Source organism: Chromobacterium sp. LK1, from assembly GCF_001043555.1.
In the GTDB taxonomy this organism is placed as follows: domain Bacteria; phylum Pseudomonadota; class Gammaproteobacteria; order Burkholderiales; family Chromobacteriaceae; genus Chromobacterium; species Chromobacterium aquaticum.
This window is the reverse complement of record NZ_LDUI01000015.1, coordinates 39,907-55,952: the sequence shown is the minus strand read 5'-3', so window position 1 is coordinate 55,952 and position 16,046 is coordinate 39,907. Positions and strand designations below refer to the sequence as shown.

The following is a 16,046-nucleotide window of genomic DNA, read 5'->3' as shown; positions in this document are numbered from 1 at the left end:
GCTAATAGCGGGGCTTTTTATTTTGCTGCATGGCGGAAAAGCATTGGCCCGCCGCTGGAGTCCAATTGTGTTCCATGTCTGGACGCTTTCCATGGCGGGCAGATACAATCGAAGGTTTTCAGGACGCAATAAGACCAGCACATGCAGGTATTCTTTGGAGATCCGCAGCGTTACCGGCTGTCAGCCTGCGCCTTGACCATCGGTAATTTTGACGGCGTGCATCTTGGCCATCAGAAAATGCTGCAACGGCTGCGGCTGGAGGCCGATGCGCGCGGCTTGCCGACGGCCCTGTTGACCTTCGAGCCGCACCCACGCGAATTCTTCACGCGAGATAATCCTCCTGGGCGCTTGTCCACGCTGCGCGACAAGTTGGCGTTTCTGCAGCGGCTGGGCTTGGTCGACTATGTGTTTGTCTACCGCTTCAATCGCGGCTTCGCCGGCATGTCGGCGCCGGACTTCATCGACAAAGTGCTGGTGCGGGGTTTGCAGACCAAGTATTTGCTGATTGGCGACGATTTCCAGTTCGGCGCCAAGCGTCAGGGCAATTTCGAAATGCTGAGCTCCTGTAGCCACTTCGTTACCGAGGCGATGCCCACGGTGCTGGCCATGGGCGAGCGGGCATCCAGCACCCTGGTGCGCGAACGGCTGGCCGCCGGCGACCTGGGGGGCGCGGAACACTTGCTGGGCCGTGAGTACCAGATTTCCGGCCGTGTGGTGCATGGCAAGAAACTGGGGCGTACCATAGGCTTCCCCACCGCCAACATCCATTTGCCGCATCTGCGGCCGGCGCTGCAAGGCGTGTTCGTGGTGCAGGCGGAAACCGCCGATGGCGTGCTGGGGGGCGTGGCCAGCCTGGGGCTGAACCCGACGGTCAGCGACACGCCGGACTACAAGCTGGAAGTGCACCTGTTCGATTTCGCTGGCGATCTCTACGGCCAGCGGCTGACGGTGCGATTCTTGAAGAAACTGCGCGATGAGGCGCGGTATGATGATTTATCGGCGCTGATCGCTCAGATCGAAAAAGACGCGGCCAGCGCCAAGACCTATTTGACAAGTTTGCAGCGAGAGCAGGCATGAGCATCGATTATCGTAAAACCGTAAACCTGCTGGATACCCCCTTCGCCATGCGCGGGGATCTGGCCAAACGCGAACCGGCCTGGGTCAAGCGCTGGCAAGAGGAGAAGCGCTATGAAAAGCTGCGCAAGCTCTCCGCCGGCCGACCCAAATTCATCCTGCACGATGGCCCGCCGTACGCCAACAACGATATCCACCTGGGCCACGCGGTCAACAAGGTGCTGAAGGACATCATTGTCCGCTCCAAGACGCTGGCGGGTTTCGACGCGCCCTATGTGCCGGGCTGGGACTGTCACGGTCTGCCGATCGAACTGATGGTGGAGAAGCTGCACGGCAAGGATATTCCCGCCGCCAAATTCCGCGAACTGTGCCGCGAATACGCGAAAGAGCAAGTGGCGCGTCAGAAGAAGGGCTTCATCCGCCTGGGCGTGTTGGGCGATTGGGACAATCCCTATCTGACCATGGATTTCAAGACCGAGGCCGACATCGTGCGCACCCTCGGCAAGATCTTCGAGAACGGCTATCTGAGCAAGGGCGAGAAGCCGGTGCACTGGTGCATTGAGTGCGGCTCCTCGCTGGCCGAGGCCGAAGTCGAATACGAAGACAAGGTGTCGCCGGCGATCGACGTCGGTTTCAAGCTGGTGGACACGGCCAAGGCGGGTGAAATCTTCGGCGCGGACGCCTCCGGCGCGATGGCGGTGATCTGGACCACCACGCCGTGGACCTTGCCGGCCAACCAGGCCGTCGCCGTCGGCGCGGAACTGGTTTATCAATTGCTGGATACCCCCAAGGGCAAGCTGGTCCTGGCCAAGGACCTGGCCGAGGCGGCGATGAAACGCTATGGCGTTGAATCTTGCCAAGTATTGGGCGAGGCCAAGGGCCGGGCGCTGGAGTTGTTGCAGCTGCAACACCCGTTCTACGCGCGTCAGGTGCCGGTGATCCTGGGCGATCACGTCACCACCGACGCGGGTACCGGCCTGGTGCACACCGCGCCGGCGCATGGCCTGGAAGACTTCCAGGCCGGCCTGCATTACAAGTTGCCGGTGGCCAACCCGGTGGCCGACAACGGCTGCTACAAGTCCGGCACCGAGCTGTTCGCCGGCCTGCTGGTCTGGGACGCCAATCCGCGCATCATCGAAACGCTGGAAGAGCACGGCGCGCTGGTGCACAAGGCCAAGCTGGAGCACAGCTACCCGCATTGCTGGCGCCACAAGACCCCCATCATTTTCCGCGCCACGCCGCAGTGGTTCATCGGCATGGACAAGCCCGGCCACGGCGGCGAGACCCTGCGCTCCATCAGCCAACGCGCGGTGGATGCCACCGAGTTCTTCCCGGCTTGGGGTCGCGCGCGTCTGGACGCGATGATCAAGAACAGCCCGGACTGGTGCGTGTCGCGCCAGCGTAATTGGGGCGTGCCGATGACCTTCTTCATCCACAAGGACAGCGGGGAATTGCATCCGCGCTCGGCGCAATTGCTGGAAGAAGTGGCGCTGCGCATCGAGCAGCAGGGCATCGAAGCCTGGTTCAGCCTGGATGCCAAGGAGTTGTTGGGCGAGGAGGCCGAGCACTACCGCAAGCTGTCCGATACTCTGGATGTGTGGTTCGACTCCGGCTCCACCCATTTCGCCGTGCTCAAGCAGCGCGCCGAACTGGCCTGGCCGGCGGACCTGTACCTGGAGGGCTCGGACCAGCACCGCGGCTGGTTCCAGTCCTCGCTGAAAACCGGTTGCGCCACCATAGGCCGCGCGCCGTACAAGCAGTTGCTGACCCACGGTTTCACCGTGGACGACAAGGGCTACAAGATGTCCAAGTCGCGCGGCAACGGCATTGCGCCGGAAGAGATCTGCGGCACCCTGGGCGCCGACATCCTGCGCCTGTGGGTGGCCAGCGCCGACTACTCCGGCGATATGTCGCTGTCGCAGGAAATCCTGAAGCGCACGACGGAAAGCTATCGCCGCTTGCGTAATACCATCCGCTTCCTGCTGTCCAATCTGTCGGACTTCGATCCGCTGGAACACACCGTGCCCTTGGCCAATATGGTGGAACTGGACCAGTACGCGCTGCTGCGCGCGCGCGAAGTGCAGGAAAAGGTGGTGGGCGAGTTGTACTCGCGTTATGCCTTCCATCACGTGGTGCAGGAAGTGGTGGGCTATTGCTCCGAGGACCTGGGCGCTTTCTACCTGGACGTGATCAAGGACCGGCTGTACACCACCAAGGCCGACAGCCACGCGCGCCGCAGCGCGCAGACCGCGCTGTACCATATCACCCGCAGCCTGCTGCTGATGGTGGCGCCCATCCTGTGCTTCACCGCCGACGAGGCGTGGAATGTGTTGGTGGACAGCGAGGAAGAATCGACCCTCTATCACATCTGGCACGAATTCCCGGCCCAGGCCGCCGAACGCGAAGCGGCCTTGGCCGCCAAGTGGCAGGCCATCCGCGAACTGCGCGCTCAAGTGAACAAGCAGATCGAAGAACTGCGCAGCGCCGAGCAACTGGGCTCCTCGTTGCAGGCGGAAATCGAGATTGAAGCCGACGACGTCTTGCTGCCGTGGCTGCACAGCCTGGGCGATGAACTCAAGTTCGTGCTGATTGTCTCTAAAGCCAGCGTCAAGCAAGGTGAACACACTCGCGTCAGCGTGGTGTCGTCCACGCAGCAGAAGTGCGAGCGCTGCTGGCACTACCGCGCCGACATCGGCAGTCATGCCGGCCATGGCGCGGTGTGCGGTCGTTGCGTGGATAACATCGACGGCAAGGGCGAGTTCCGCAAGTTCGCCTAAGTTTGGCGGGCCGTTAGCCATCGCTTGACGAGGCTGGGCCGGAGGCAGTGGAGCGCAAGCTCCGCGCTTCCGGCGCTTTGATATCTAGAGTGCGCGGCGCTTCGCTTAAGCGCAATGGAAGGTCTGATGGATTCTGCAATGACTATGCCCAAGGCTAGGCAATGGCCGAAGTGGTTTGCGCTGGCCGCGGTGATCGTGCTGCTGGATCAATTGTCCAAGATCTATTTCAACGGCAATTACCAGTACGGCGAAGTCCGGGAAGTCATTCCCGGCTTTTTCGGATTTACCTTGTTGTACAATCCGGGCGCGGCGTTCAGCTTCCTGCACGACGCCGGTGGCTGGCAGAAGTATCTGTTTTCCGGCCTGGCGTTCGCCGTGTCCGGCTGGCTGGGCTGGAACATCTTCAAGAACCGCTTCAGCGGGCTGATGAGCCTGGCCGCGGCCTTCATCATGGGCGGCGCGCTCGGCAATGTGATAGACCGCATCGTCCACGGCCATGTGATCGATTTCATCCAGGTGCACTACTACAGCAGCTGGTCGTACCCGGCTTTCAATCTGGCGGACTCCTTCATCTGCGTCGGAGCCGCCTTGATGGTGCTGGACAGTTTCAGAAAGCCGCGCGCCTGAGCGCCGCGGCTTGAGCAAGGATTTGTGATGACGAAGACCATCATGCTGGCCAATCCGCGCGGCTTCTGCGCCGGAGTGGACCGGGCCATCGCCATCGTCGAGCGGGCGATCGAACTCTACGGCGCGCCGATCTACGTGCGCCACGAAGTGGTGCATAACCGCTTCGTCGTCGAGAACCTGCGCGCCAAGGGCGCGGTGTTCATCGAAGAACTGAAGGACGTGCCCAGCGGCAGCACCCTGGTGTATTCCGCCCATGGCGTGCCGCTGTCGGTGCGCGAGGAGGCCGCCGCTTTGGGCCTGCAGGTATTCGACGCCACCTGTCCCTTGGTGACCAAGGTGCATGTCGAAGTCAAGCGCATGCACAAGGCGGGCATGGAAATCATCATGATAGGCCATGCCGGCCATCCCGAGGTGGAAGGCACCATGGGCCAGGTGGATGGCAATATGTATCTGGTGGAAAACGTGGCCGATGTCGCCAAGCTGCGGGTGCGCAATCCGGCGGCGCTGTCCTATGTCAGCCAGACCACGCTGTCGGTGGACGAGACCCGCGACATCATCGCCGAACTGAAGGCGCGCTTTCCCGAGATCTCCAGCCCGAAGAAGGACGATATCTGCTACGCCACGCAAAACCGCCAGGACGCGGTGAAGGTGTTGGCCGACGAGTGCGACATCGTGGTGGTGGTGGGCTCGCCCAATAGCTCCAACTCCAATCGCCTGCGCGAAGTGGCCGCGCTCAAGGGCGTGGACGCCTATATGGTGGACAACGCCGGTCAGCTGGAGGAGGCGTGGTTCGCCGGCAAGCAGCGCGTTGGCGTCACCGCCGGCGCCAGCGCGCCGGAAGTGCTGGTGCAGGCGGTGATAGACCAGATCAAGGCGTTTGGCGCCGACAGCGTCAGCGAACTGGCCGGCGTGGAGGAGAGCACCGTGTTCGCGCTACCGCCGGCCTTGCGCGAAGACAAGCGCGCCTGAGTCCATCAAGTCCTGAGCCAAACCGCCCCGCGATTTCGTCGCGGGGCTTTTTCATGTCCGCGCGGCGACGATCCTGGGTTGCGGGCAGGGGTATTGAAAACCCCGGGACAGCCCTTATCTGATGCGCATCGTTGACCAACTTTCGACCAAGTCACCATGAGCGCATTGAAAGAAACCCTGGGTTTTCAGACCGAAGTCAAGCAGCTGCTGCAGCTGATGATCCACTCCTTGTACTCCAACAAGGAAATTTTCCTGCGTGAATTGATTTCCAACGCCTCCGATGCCGCCGACAAGCTGCGTTTTGAAGGCCTGGCCAAGCCAGAGCTGTTCGAGAACGAGCCGGAGCTGAAGATCACCATCGGCTACGACGCCGAGGCGCGCACGCTGACCATCGCCGACAACGGCATCGGCATGAGCCGCGACGAAGTCATCGCCAATATCGGTACCATCGCCAAGTCCGGCACCAAGGCCTTTTTCGAGCAACTGTCCGGCGACGCCAAGAAAGACGCCAACCTGATCGGCCAGTTCGGCGTCGGCTTCTACTCCGCCTTCATCGTGGCGGACAAGGTCACGCTGACCACCCGCCGCGCCGGCGACGCCGCCGCCACGCGCTGGGAATCCCAGGGCGCCGGCGAATACACGCTGGAACAGGTGGAGAAGGCCGGCCGCGGCACCGAGATCGTGCTGCACCTGAAAGAGGGCGAGGACGAGCTGCTGAACGACTGGAAGCTCAAAGGCATCGTCCGCAAGTACTCCGACCACATCTCCATCCCGATCGAGATGAAAAAGGGCAATAGCTACGGCGAAAACGGCGAAGTCATCGTCAGCGACGAAATGGAAGCGGTGAACTCCGCCTCCGCGCTGTGGACCCGCGGCAAGAGCGAGATCAGCGAAGAGCAGTACAAGGAGTTCTACAAACACGTCGCCCACGATTTCACCGACCCGCTGGCCTGGAGCCACGCCCGCGTCGAGGGCCGCCAGGAATACACCGAGCTGCTCTACATCCCGTCGCGCGCGCCCTTCGATCTGTTCGACCGCGAGCGCAAGCAGGGCGTCAAGCTCTATGTGCGCCGCGTCTTCATCATGGAAGACACCGAGAAGCTGATGCCGCACTACCTGCGTTTCGTGCGCGGGGTGATTGACAGCAACGACCTGCCGCTGAACGTATCGCGCGAGATCCTGCAGGAAAGCAAGGACATCGATGCCATCCGCAATGGCTGCGTGAAGAAGGTATTGGGCTTGCTGGAAGACCTGTCCGCCAATCAGCCGGAAAAGTACGCCGAGTTCTGGCAAGAGTTCGGCCAAGTGTTGAAAGAAGGCGTCGGCGAGGACATGGCCAACAAGGAACGTATCGCCAAGCTGCTGCGCTTCGTTTCCACCACTTCCGAAGGCGTCGAGCCGACGGTGACGTTGGGCGACTACATCGGCCGGATGAAGGAAGGTCAGGACAAGATCTACTACATCACCGCGGACACCCTGGCCGCGGCCAAGAACAGCCCGCACCTGGAAGTGTTCAAGAAGAAGGGCGTCGAGGTGCTGCTGCTGACCGATCGCGTCGACGAGTGGGTGGTGGGTTCGTTGTTCGAATTCGACGGCAAGGCGTTGCAGTCCGTGGCCAAGGGCGCGTTGGACCTGGGCGCGTTGGAAGACGAGGCCGACAAGGAAGCGCAAAAGCAGGTGGAGGAAAGCGCCAAGCCGGTGGTGGAAAAAGTGCAGAAAGCCTTGGCCGACCGTGTCAAGGAAGTGCGCGCCACCGCTCGCCTGACCGAGAGCCCGGCCTGCTTGGTGGCTGGCGAGCACGATATGAGCGCCCACCTGGAGCGCATGCTGAAGGCGGCGGGCCAGCAAGTGGAGGCCAGCAAGCCCACGCTGGAGATCAACCCCGAGCATGTGCTGGTGAAACGATTGGCCGAGGAGGCCGACGAGGCGCGCGCCGGTGATCTGGCCCAGGTGCTGTACGACCAGGCGCTGCTGGCCGAAGGCGGCAAGCTGGAAGACCCGGCGGCCTTCGTCAAGCGCATCAACAAGCTGATGCTGGAACTGTCGGCTTAAGTCGAACACGGTCTCCCACAGCAATGCCCCGCCTCGGCGGGGCATTTTTTTGCGGCTGGCAATAATGCCGCGCTAAAAACCATGGCTGGGGGTATCATCGGCGGCGTCTCACTCGCTATGACTCGGTCATGATCGAATTGTCGCTGATTCACGCATTGCCGGAGCCGCCCTGGCAAGCCCTGGACTTGAAAGCGGCGCGCGCCCAGCTAGCCAGCCTGGCGACGCTGCCGGCGCAACTGGCCGCGAATCAGGTCGGCCAATGGCTGGCGCAATGGCAGCGCGCGGCCTTGGCGCCGGCCGAGCGCCTGGCGCTGCTGCAAACGCTGCAAGCCCCGGTGACGGCGCTGGCGGCGCGGCTGGAGAGCGGCGCGGCGCGCCAGGAGCTGTCCTGCACGCCGGAGGCGCGCGCCGGTTTGCATTCTGCTCGCCAATTGCTGCGGCAATGGCATGAACAGTGCAAGTTGCTGGCGCAGGCGTTCAGTGCTCAGGAAGCCAGCCGTTTTGCTAGTTCGCGCCCGCGGCAGGAGGCCTTGCAACTGGCGCTGGCCAGCGGCTACGACTTGCTGGCGTTGCACGCGCGCAGCTATGCGCCGCTGTACAAGGGCTTCTGGCGCGACTGCCACCACCTGTACGCTCATGCGCTATCCCAGGGTTGGGAAGGGCGGCAAGCCGGCAGCGGCACGGCGGCGCCGGGGCTCAGCTATCGCCGCCTGATGCTGCTGGGCCTGACCGCCAGCAATCGGCTGGAGCCGGCCAAGATCGCGCTGTTGCTGCAATGGCTGGAACAGCATGCCGGCCTGCTGCGCGTGGAACAACTGGATCAACCGCTGGGAGACGAGGGCGCGCTGGCGTTTCGCGCCGATGTCGATCGTCCGGCGCGCTTCTGCGCCGAACTGGACCTGGGCGGCGACGGTGTGTGGTGGCGGCTGGACGCCGGCCGCCTGCTGCAGCGCATGGATGAACTGGGCCGCCAGCGCCAGCGTCAGGGCCTGGACGACAGTCACGAAGCCTGGCTGCTGGCGAGTTTGCGCCAGGAATGGAGCGCGCCGCGCCGGCGGCGCCATGTCCGGCTGCGCCGGCTCAGTGTTGAAACCGTAGAATTGGTCAGCCTGTTGCCGCGCTGCTGGCGGCTGGCCGCCGGCGCGCCGGCCGACGGCGAATTGGAGCCTTGCCACTTGCAGATCAGCAATCTCAGCGCTTCCGGCCTGCTGTTGCAGGGCGAGTCCTTGCAGCAGCCGCTGCGCGCCGGCGAGGTGGTGATGCTGCGCCGCCGCGGTTTCGGCTGGCAGCTGGGCCTGGTGCGCTGGGTCAGTTTCGGCGGCGAGGACATGCAGACCGAGTGCGGGATCGAATTCATCGGCAAGCGTCCGCAAGCGGTGGAAGTGGCGGCGGTCACCAGCCATGCCAGCGGCGGTTTCGAGCCGGCGCTGCGCATGCAGGTAGAGCGGCATTTTCGTCTTTCCGGCATTCTGGTGCTGCCGGGGCGTTTATATCAGGCGATGCGTCCCTTTCTGTTGCGCGGCGCGGATGGCGAGAGCCGGGTGCGCGCGGTGCGCCTGCTGCAGCAAACCGCGCATTACCAGTTTGTCGAGATCAAGATCGACGAAGCGCTGCCGGCGGAGGCGCCGGCCTGAATCCACGCCCGGCGCGCGCGGGCAAGTTCCGTCACCCGTCGGGCCGCTAGCTGGTATCCTTGCCGCCATGAGCACCGCCCCATCTCCCGACACCCAGCCTGCGACCGACGATTTTCAGTTGACCGCGCCGGAATTGCCGCCCAGCGTGCCGATCGCGCACGTGTTCGGTCAGCCGGTGCTGGAAGTGCCGCAAGATCTGTTCATCCCGCCGGATGCGCTGCAGGTGATCCTGGACAGTTTCGAAGGGCCGCTGGATTTGCTGCTCTACTTGATCCGCAAGCAGAACCTGGACGTGCTGAACATCCCGATGGCGGAGATCACCGTCCAGTACATGGCCTATATCGACGCGATGAGCGACGGGCGTCTGGAACTGGCCGCCGAATACCTGCTGATGGCGGCGCTGCTGATCGAGATCAAGTCGCGGCTGCTGCTGCCGCGTCCGCAACTGGACGAAGAGGGCGAGCCGGACGATCCGCGCGCCGAACTGGTGCGCCGTCTGCTGGAATACGAGCAGATGAAGCTGGCGGGGCTGGAACTGGACAAGCTGCCGCAGGCCGACCGCGATTTCGCCTGGCTGGCGGTGCTGATCGAGCAGTCAGCGGAACAGCGACTGCCCGAGGTTTTCCCCGCCGACCTGCGCCAGGCTTGGATGGCGATTTTGTCGCGCGCGCGCCACCACCGTCATCACAAGGTGGAAAAGGACGAATTGTCGGTGCGCGAGCAGATGAGCTGGATTCTGCGTTATCTGGACGGCCGCGAATACGTGCCCTTCGAAGAACTGTTCGACGTGGACAAGGGCGTCGCCCACCTGGTGGTCAACTTCATCGCGGTGCTGGAGCTGGTGAAGGAAGGCCTGGTCAAGGTCAGCCAAGAGGCCCCGTACCAGCCTATTTATGTGCGCATCGCACTGGTCTGATCGCCATCGGCTGCGATTTGCACTTGATGTTGGCTCGCCAGCGATTAGGATAGAGGTATTCATCGCGAGAGCATGCCATGCACATTGAAGCGGCCGATCCGAAACATCAATCCGCCTACCGCCCCTTTTTCCTGGCCTGTCACGAAGAGGGGCTGGAATATTATCGCCGCGCCGGCGACGACCCGGACGCCTGGCTGGCGCAATTGCTGCGGCATGCCGCCGGGCAGGACCTGCCAGAAGGCTGGGTGCCGTGCCGCACCTGGTTCCTGATCAATGGCCAATCCGAAATCATAGGCGCGGTGCGCCAGCGGCTGGGGGACAGCGCGTTGATCGTGGAGCGCATCGGCCACATCGCTTTTGAAGTGCTGCCGGCCTGGCGCGGCCATGGCTATGGCCGCGTGCTGCTGCAATACGTGCAGACCCTGGGCGAGAAGCCGGCGCACGGCAACTGGGTGCTGGTCTGCCCGGCGGACCGGCCGGCGGCGGTGCGCACGGTGGAAGCCTGCGGCGGCCAACTGCTGGCGACGATGGAACTGGGCGACCGCACGCTGCGTCGCTACAGCCTGACCGCGCTGGCGGCATGGGACGATATGGCCGCAGGATTAATTTAGCCCCGGTCGGCAAGTTCATGTACAATAACCGGTTTACTGCGCATACGTGTTACGGCTTCACGGCTCAATGTCCACCATCACCGACCTAAAATATCTGAAGATCGTGCTGGAGACGGCCCTGCTGACCGCGCAGGAACCTCTGTCGGTTGCCATGCTCAAAAAGCTGTTCACCGAAGAGGTGAAAGCCGCATTGATCAATGACATCCTCGACGACATCCAGGGCGACTGGAGAGGGCGGGGCGTCGAACTGGTCAAGCTGGCATCGGGATGGCGCTTTCGCGCCCGGGCCGAGTTCACGCCATACCTGAACCGCCTGAACCCGGAAAAGCCGCCGCGTTACTCGCGCGCGGTAATGGAAACCTTGGCGATCATCGCCTACAAACAACCTGTGACCCGTGGCGATATCGAAGCGATACGCGGCGTATCGGTGTCCACCGGCGTGATGCAGACTCTGCTGGAACGCGGCTGGATCGAAGTCATCGGCCACAAGGACGTACCCGGCAGGCCGGGCTTGTATGCCACGACCCGAAAATTCCTGGACGACTTGAGCTTTGTCTCGCTCAAGGATCTGCCGCCGCTGGCGGAACTGGGAAGTCTGGTGGTGCCCGAGGCGGAGCCTCGGGAACAAGGCCCGGCAGCGGCCACAGACGACATCCCCCTCGACGATGAGGCGGATAATTTCGAGCCCATCGCAGAATAACTCCATATTCTGCCGGTTGCTCGCACGGAAAGAGCAAAGCACATATGTCTAAAGGACAACGCAATCACGCCCGCCAGCCGGTGGCGCGTGTCAAAGGTCGCGAAACTTCCCAAGCACGCCAGCCGGGCACCGGCGGCGTTCAGCCGCGCGGCAAGACCCAGGGCGGCATGATCAAGAACCGCAACGGCCAGCCGGCCGAGGCCAGCGCCCGCCAGGGTCAAGCTCGCGCCAACGGCGGCAAGGGCCGCGCGCCGCAGAATGGTCGCGCCGCGCGCGACGCCTACGGCAATCCGCTGATGCACGAAGGCACGCCGCTGTTCAAACTGAGCCGCCGCGAGCAGGAACAGCAACAGATGCAGCAGGCGCAAGGCCGCAACAAGCCGGTCTACCAGCGCGACAGCAATGGCGACGTCAACGGCAATGTGGCCTTGGATCATGAGCGCCGCTTCGGCAACAAGAACGCCGCGACGCCGGCTGGCCAGCCGGCCGCCGGCAAGAACGGCGGGCAGCCGCGTCAGGGCAAGCCGGAGGGCGGCAAGCCGCAATTGGTGCAGAAGGCCAAGAAGCTGCGTCTGCGCAGCCCGAACCAGGACATCAAGGACAAGGCCAAGCGCTTGCGCGAAGTCCGCGTGGACCTGGACGATATCGAGCCGGTGCGGCTGCAGAAAGCGCTGGCGGCCTCCGGCGTCGGCTCGCGCCGCGAAATGGAAGAATGGATCGAGGCCGGCCAGGTCACCGTCAACGGCAAGAAAGCCAGCCTGGGCGACCGCGTCGGCCCGCGCGACCGCGTGATGGTCAAGGGCGACCAGATCAAGCTGAAATGGCCGGACCGCCTGCCGCGCGTGATCATGTATCACAAGGAAGAGGGCGAAATCGTCAGCCGCGACGATCCGGAAGGCCGCGTCACCGTGTTCGACCGCCTGCCACAGGCCAAATCCAGCCGCTGGGTGGCCATCGGCCGCCTGGACGTCAACACTTCTGGCCTGCTGCTGATCACCACCAGCGGCGAACTGGCCAACCGCATGATGCACCCCAGCTTCGAAGTGGAGCGCGAGTATTCGGTGCGCGTGCTGGGCGAGTTGACTCCGGAAATCATGAAGGAAATGGTGGCCGGCGTGGAGCTGGAGGACGGCGAAGCGCGCTTTGACCGTATTTTCCAGAAGGGCGGCCCGGAAGAGGCGGCCAACCAGTGGTTCAACGTGGTGATCAAGGAAGGCCGCAACCGTGAAGTGCGTCGCATGTTCGAGCACTTCGGCCTGACCGTCAGCCGCCTGATCCGCGTGCGTTTCGGCAATATCGGCCTGCCGCCGCGGCTGAAGCGCGGCCAGTTCTACGAACTCAACTCCGCGGAAGTGGCGGCGGTGATGAAGTGGTCCAATCTGACCGTCACCGGCGGCAAGAAGGCGGCGCCGGTCAAGAAGGCTTCGGCCAAGGCGCATCGCTGAGCCTGCGCGCCATGCTGTGGAGCCTGGCCGTACGCATGATGTCCCGCCTGCGCGGCGCGGCGCCCGAGACGCCGCCGTTGCCGGCGGCGGCGGGCAAGCGTCAGCGCGCCGCCATCGCCATTGTCGAGGGTGGTCGCATTCTGCTGATACATCGCATCAAGCCGGGCAAGGACTACTATGTGCTGCCCGGCGGCGGCATCAAGCGGCGGGAAACCGCCGCGATTGCCTGTGTGCGCGAGACGCGCGAGGAAACCGGGCTCAACGTCCATCTGGGCGGCATCCTGTGCGTGCTGGACGCCAAGGATCGGGTCGAGCATGTGTTCCTGGCGCGCAGCCATGCCGGGGAGCTGCGCCTGGGCGGGCCGGAATTGGCCAAGATGGGGCCGGACAATCAATACCGGCTGGAATGGCTGGACCGCGAGCAATTGCAGCGGATCAAGCTCAAGCCCAAAGGCCTGCTGCCGCATTGCCTGGCGTTGTTGGAACATGTCGCCGGCCGTTGAGGCCGGCGTTTTCATTGATGGATGGGTGATATGAGCAAAGCGTTTACCAAGGAAAACGACGAGGCGGAAGAAGATCTCCCGGCCGAGCGGCGTTTGCCCGCGTCCAGCAAGAATTACATCACGCCCGGCGGCTGGCAGCGCTTGAAGGACGAGCTCTACCACCTGGTCAACCGCGAACGGCCCGAAGTGGTGCAGATCGTGAACTGGGCGGCCAGCAATGGCGACCGTTCGGAAAACGGCGACTACCTCTACGGCAAGCGCCGCCTGCGCGAAATCGACCGCCGCATCCGTTTTTTGACCAAGCGTCTGGAAATCGCGGAAGTGGTGGACCCGGAAACCCGGGAAGCGACCGACCAAGTGTTTTTTTCCGCCACCGTGCTGATCGAGCGCGGCGACGGCAGCGAGCAATTGCTGCGCATCGTCGGCGTCGACGAAATCGATCTGGCGCGCGGTCACATCAGCTGGATCTCGCCAATCGCGCGGACCCTGCTGAAGGCGCGCGAGGGCGATTCCGTGTTGTTCCGCGGCCCTGAGGGCGATGAAGACATCGAAGTGCTGGAAGTGCGCTATGAGCGCATAGACTGAAGCCCCGTGGCGCTATGGCCGAAAACAGGCCCGGACCGATGTCCGGGCCATTTTTTTGCCCGGCCGGGTTCAGTCCAGCAGCTTGCGCAGCCAGCCGCCGTGCTTGCCGCCATGGCGGCCGCCGGAGCGATGCGATTCGCCATGGCCATGCGCGGGCGCGGCCGGCGCGCAGCCGGCGGCGGCTTGGGGCGCTGCGGGCAGGGTCGGCGCCTGGGTTTGCAGCAGCCGCTCCAGCTGGCCGGGCGCTAGCCAGACGCCGCGGCACTGCGGACAGTAATCGATGGCGACGGACAAACGCTCGCCCATCAGCAGGGTGACTTGGCAAGTGGGACAGTTCATGGCGTGCTCCTTGGCGCGGTGGCTGAGTGGATGCGATGACTCGCCAGCGCATTGCAAACCATGAAGCGGCTACAGGGTCAAGCCTTGCCCTGGGGCTCCTGTGCACCGAGGCGGGTATGCGCCGCCAGGCTGTGATTCACCGCCATCCAGCCGGCGGTGGCCGGCTTGCCGGTCAGATCGAAGGCTGTCTGCAGCAATTTCAACTGCTCGCGGTGCAGGGTCTCTTCCAGCTTGCGTCCCTCCACGGTCAGCGACAATTGCTTGACCCGTTTGTCGTGATGCGCGGCGACGCTTTGCACCAAATTCATTTCCAGCAACTGACGCAAGGGCATATTGATGGCCTGCTTGGTCACGCCCAGCGCGCCTAGCAAGTCCTTGACCGACAGGCCGGGGTAGCGCGCGACGAAGAACAGGATGCGGTGGTGCACACGCGCCAGGCCGCGCTTGGCCAGCATTTCATCCGATTTGTCGGTGAAAGCCTTGTAGGCATGGAAGAAGGCTTCCATCGCGGCGCGCATGTCATCGGGTGCAGATAGGTCAGCCATGTTGACGGAGCCCGTTGTGATCGGTAGATTGAGTCAATATTATTGACATTAGTAAGAAAGCTGCGGACAAGCTTATGCAGAGTACCATGTTTTCAGAGCGCATCGAACGGCTCAGCGGATCGCTGATCCGGGAAATCCTGGCGGCGGCGCAACAGCCGCAAATGATCTCGTTCGCCGGCGGCCTGCCGGCCGGTCAATGCCTGCCGCAACTGGATTTCGCCGACATGCCGGCGGGCTTGGCGCAGTACGGCGCCAGCGAGGGCGAACCGGAGTTGCGAGAACTGATCGCGGAGCAGGCGCGACGGATGGGCATAGCTTGTGAGGCGGAGCAGGTATTGGTGCTGTCCGGCTCACAGCAAAGCATAGATTTGTGCGCCAAGCTGTTCGTTGATCCCGGCACCCCGGTGCTGACCGAGGGGCCGACCTATCTGGCGGCCTTGCAAGCCTTCAAATTGTTCGGCGCCCGCATCCATGCGGTGGCGCAGCAGGATGGACGGCTGCCGCCGCAGGCCTTGGCCGCCGCGCTGGAGCAGGCGCGGCCACGCTGCTGTTATCTGATTCCCAGCTTCCAGAACCCGGCGGGTAGCTGTTACAGCGCCGAAGACCGCCAGGCGCTGGCCGCGGCGATAGACGCCGCCGGCGTGCCCTTGATCGAGGATGATCCTTACCGCGCGCTGAGCTATGACGGCGACGCGCCGGCGCCGCTGGTCAGTCATTTGAAAACCGCGCCGTGGATTTACTCCGGTTCCTTCTCCAAGACGCTGGCGCCGGGGCTGCGCATCGGCTTCCTGATCGCCTCCCCGGATTTGTTCCCTTATCTGATGCGGCTGAAGCAGGCCACCGACTTGCACAGCAATCGGCCTGCGCAGTGGTTCATTGCCCGCCAGCTGCGCGACCCTGGTCATGAGCAACGCCTGCTGGGCCTGCGCGAGGTATACCGCGCCGGCCGCGACGCGATGCAAGCATCGTTGCAGCGCCATTTCAGCGATCTGGCCGATTGGCAATTGCCGCAGGGCGGGCTGTTCTTCTGGCTCAAATTGAAGCAGCCGCGGGATACCCGCCAAGTGTTGCCGCTGGCCTTGCAGCAAAACGTCGCCTTCATGCCGGGCGAGGCGTTTTTCCCGGATCCGGAGCGGAACTTGGGCTATCTGCGCCTGAATTTCAGCCATGCCTCTCCGGAGCGCATCGAGACCGGCATCGCGCGGCTGGCGGCCTTGCTGCGCGAGCAGGCCGCGATAGTCTAGGGAACCGCCGGCGGACTGGGGGCCG

Annotated in this window: 15 protein-coding genes; 13 read left to right on the top strand and 2 right to left on the bottom strand. The window is 63.5% G+C overall.

Annotated features, from left to right (window positions below):
• The first annotated feature begins 141 nt into the window (after window positions 1–141).
• From VI26_RS07235 to greB, 12 genes are all read left to right on the top strand, one after another.
• Window positions 142–1,077: a bifunctional riboflavin kinase/FAD synthetase gene (locus VI26_RS07235; protein ID WP_048409076.1), complete on the top strand. Its 936-nt coding sequence runs from the start codon at window positions 142–144 to the stop codon at window positions 1,075–1,077.
• Entirely contained in the window at window positions 1,074–3,851 is a 2,778-nt protein-coding gene (gene ileS, locus VI26_RS07230; RefSeq protein WP_048409075.1) for an isoleucine--tRNA ligase, read from the top strand. The genes VI26_RS07235 and ileS overlap by 4 nt, the downstream gene beginning before the upstream one ends.
• A gap of 138 nt (window positions 3,852–3,989) precedes the next feature.
• Complete coding sequence (gene lspA / locus VI26_RS07225) at window positions 3,990–4,478, top strand: signal peptidase II (RefSeq protein WP_048409074.1); 489 nt, start codon at window positions 3,990–3,992, stop codon at window positions 4,476–4,478.
• A gap of 27 nt (window positions 4,479–4,505) precedes the next feature.
• Window positions 4,506–5,447, top strand: a complete 942-nt coding sequence (gene ispH / locus VI26_RS07220; RefSeq protein WP_048409073.1) for a 4-hydroxy-3-methylbut-2-enyl diphosphate reductase — start codon at window positions 4,506–4,508, stop codon at window positions 5,445–5,447.
• 156 nt (window positions 5,448–5,603) lie between these two features.
• Complete coding sequence (gene htpG, locus VI26_RS07215) at window positions 5,604–7,499, top strand: molecular chaperone HtpG (protein ID WP_048409072.1); 1,896 nt, start codon at window positions 5,604–5,606, stop codon at window positions 7,497–7,499.
• Window positions 7,500–7,627: 128 nt separating this feature from the next.
• Window positions 7,628–9,133, top strand: a complete 1,506-nt coding sequence (locus VI26_RS07210) for a hypothetical protein (protein WP_048409071.1) — start codon at window positions 7,628–7,630, stop codon at window positions 9,131–9,133.
• Between the two features lie 67 nt (window positions 9,134–9,200).
• On the top strand, window positions 9,201–10,049 hold the full coding sequence (locus VI26_RS07205) for a ScpA family protein (RefSeq protein WP_048409070.1): 849 nt from the start codon (window positions 9,201–9,203) through the stop codon (window positions 10,047–10,049).
• Window positions 10,050–10,126: 77 nt separating this feature from the next.
• On the top strand, window positions 10,127–10,660 hold the full coding sequence (locus tag VI26_RS07200) for a GNAT family N-acetyltransferase (RefSeq protein ID WP_048409069.1): 534 nt from the start codon (window positions 10,127–10,129) through the stop codon (window positions 10,658–10,660).
• A 67-nt stretch (window positions 10,661–10,727) separates the two neighbouring features.
• A complete protein-coding gene (gene scpB, locus VI26_RS07195; protein WP_048409068.1) occupies window positions 10,728–11,360 on the top strand; it encodes an SMC-Scp complex subunit ScpB in 633 nt (210 codons plus the stop codon).
• Between the two features lie 44 nt (window positions 11,361–11,404).
• Window positions 11,405–12,805, top strand: coding sequence for a pseudouridine synthase (locus VI26_RS07190; RefSeq protein WP_048409067.1), 1,401 nt, complete (start codon window positions 11,405–11,407; stop codon window positions 12,803–12,805).
• A complete protein-coding gene (locus VI26_RS07185; protein WP_156183786.1) occupies window positions 12,730–13,308 on the top strand; it encodes an NUDIX domain-containing protein in 579 nt (192 codons plus the stop codon). Before VI26_RS07190 ends, VI26_RS07185 begins: the two co-directional genes overlap by 76 nt.
• A 30-nt stretch (window positions 13,309–13,338) precedes the next feature.
• The gene (gene greB, locus VI26_RS07180; protein ID WP_048409066.1) at window positions 13,339–13,893 is read left to right on the top strand and encodes a transcription elongation factor GreB; all 555 of its coding nucleotides are present in this window, start codon (window positions 13,339–13,341) and stop codon (window positions 13,891–13,893) included.
• 69 nt (window positions 13,894–13,962) lie between these two features.
• Here greB and VI26_RS07175 read toward each other — a convergent pair whose 3' ends face one another.
• Both VI26_RS07175 and VI26_RS07170 read right to left on the bottom strand, forming a co-directional pair.
• Window positions 13,963–14,232 (bottom strand): zf-TFIIB domain-containing protein, encoded by a 270-nt coding sequence (locus VI26_RS07175; protein WP_048409065.1) that lies wholly within the window; start codon window positions 14,230–14,232, stop codon window positions 13,963–13,965.
• Window positions 14,233–14,309: 77 nt separating this feature from the next.
• Window positions 14,310–14,777, bottom strand: coding sequence for a MarR family winged helix-turn-helix transcriptional regulator (locus VI26_RS07170; RefSeq protein ID WP_048409064.1), 468 nt, complete (start codon window positions 14,775–14,777; stop codon window positions 14,310–14,312).
• An 86-nt stretch (window positions 14,778–14,863) separates the two neighbouring features.
• Here VI26_RS07170 and VI26_RS07165 point away from each other — a divergent pair, with 86 nt between their 5' ends.
• Entirely contained in the window at window positions 14,864–16,021 is a 1,158-nt protein-coding gene (locus VI26_RS07165; protein ID WP_048409063.1) for a PLP-dependent aminotransferase family protein, read from the top strand.
• The last annotated feature ends 25 nt before the right edge of the window (window positions 16,022–16,046 follow it).

Bases quoted from the DNA above. Each gene is read 5' to 3' on its own strand.
- VI26_RS07205 (WP_048409070.1), top strand. From the start codon at position 9,201: ATGAGCACCGCCCCATCTCCCGACACCCAGCCTGCGACCGACGATTTT.
- VI26_RS07190 (WP_048409067.1), top strand. From the start codon at position 11,405: ATGTCTAAAGGACAACGCAATCACGCCCGCCAGCCGGTGGCGCGTGTC.
- lspA (WP_048409074.1), top strand. From the start codon at position 3,990: ATGACTATGCCCAAGGCTAGGCAATGGCCGAAGTGGTTTGCGCTGGCC.
- VI26_RS07200 (WP_048409069.1), top strand. From the start codon at position 10,127: ATGCACATTGAAGCGGCCGATCCGAAACATCAATCCGCCTACCGCCCC.
- ileS (WP_048409075.1), top strand. From the start codon at position 1,074: ATGAGCATCGATTATCGTAAAACCGTAAACCTGCTGGATACCCCCTTC.
- ispH (WP_048409073.1), top strand. From the start codon at position 4,506: ATGACGAAGACCATCATGCTGGCCAATCCGCGCGGCTTCTGCGCCGGA.
- VI26_RS07235 (WP_048409076.1), top strand. From the start codon at position 142: ATGCAGGTATTCTTTGGAGATCCGCAGCGTTACCGGCTGTCAGCCTGC.
- VI26_RS07175 (WP_048409065.1), bottom strand. From the start codon at position 14,232: ATGAACTGTCCCACTTGCCAAGTCACCCTGCTGATGGGCGAGCGTTTG.
- greB (WP_048409066.1), top strand. From the start codon at position 13,339: ATGAGCAAAGCGTTTACCAAGGAAAACGACGAGGCGGAAGAAGATCTC.
- VI26_RS07165 (WP_048409063.1), top strand. From the start codon at position 14,864: ATGTTTTCAGAGCGCATCGAACGGCTCAGCGGATCGCTGATCCGGGAA.
- VI26_RS07210 (WP_048409071.1), top strand. From the start codon at position 7,628: ATGATCGAATTGTCGCTGATTCACGCATTGCCGGAGCCGCCCTGGCAA.
- VI26_RS07170 (WP_048409064.1), bottom strand. From the start codon at position 14,777: ATGGCTGACCTATCTGCACCCGATGACATGCGCGCCGCGATGGAAGCC.
- htpG (WP_048409072.1), top strand. From the start codon at position 5,604: ATGAGCGCATTGAAAGAAACCCTGGGTTTTCAGACCGAAGTCAAGCAG.
- scpB (WP_048409068.1), top strand. From the start codon at position 10,728: ATGTCCACCATCACCGACCTAAAATATCTGAAGATCGTGCTGGAGACG.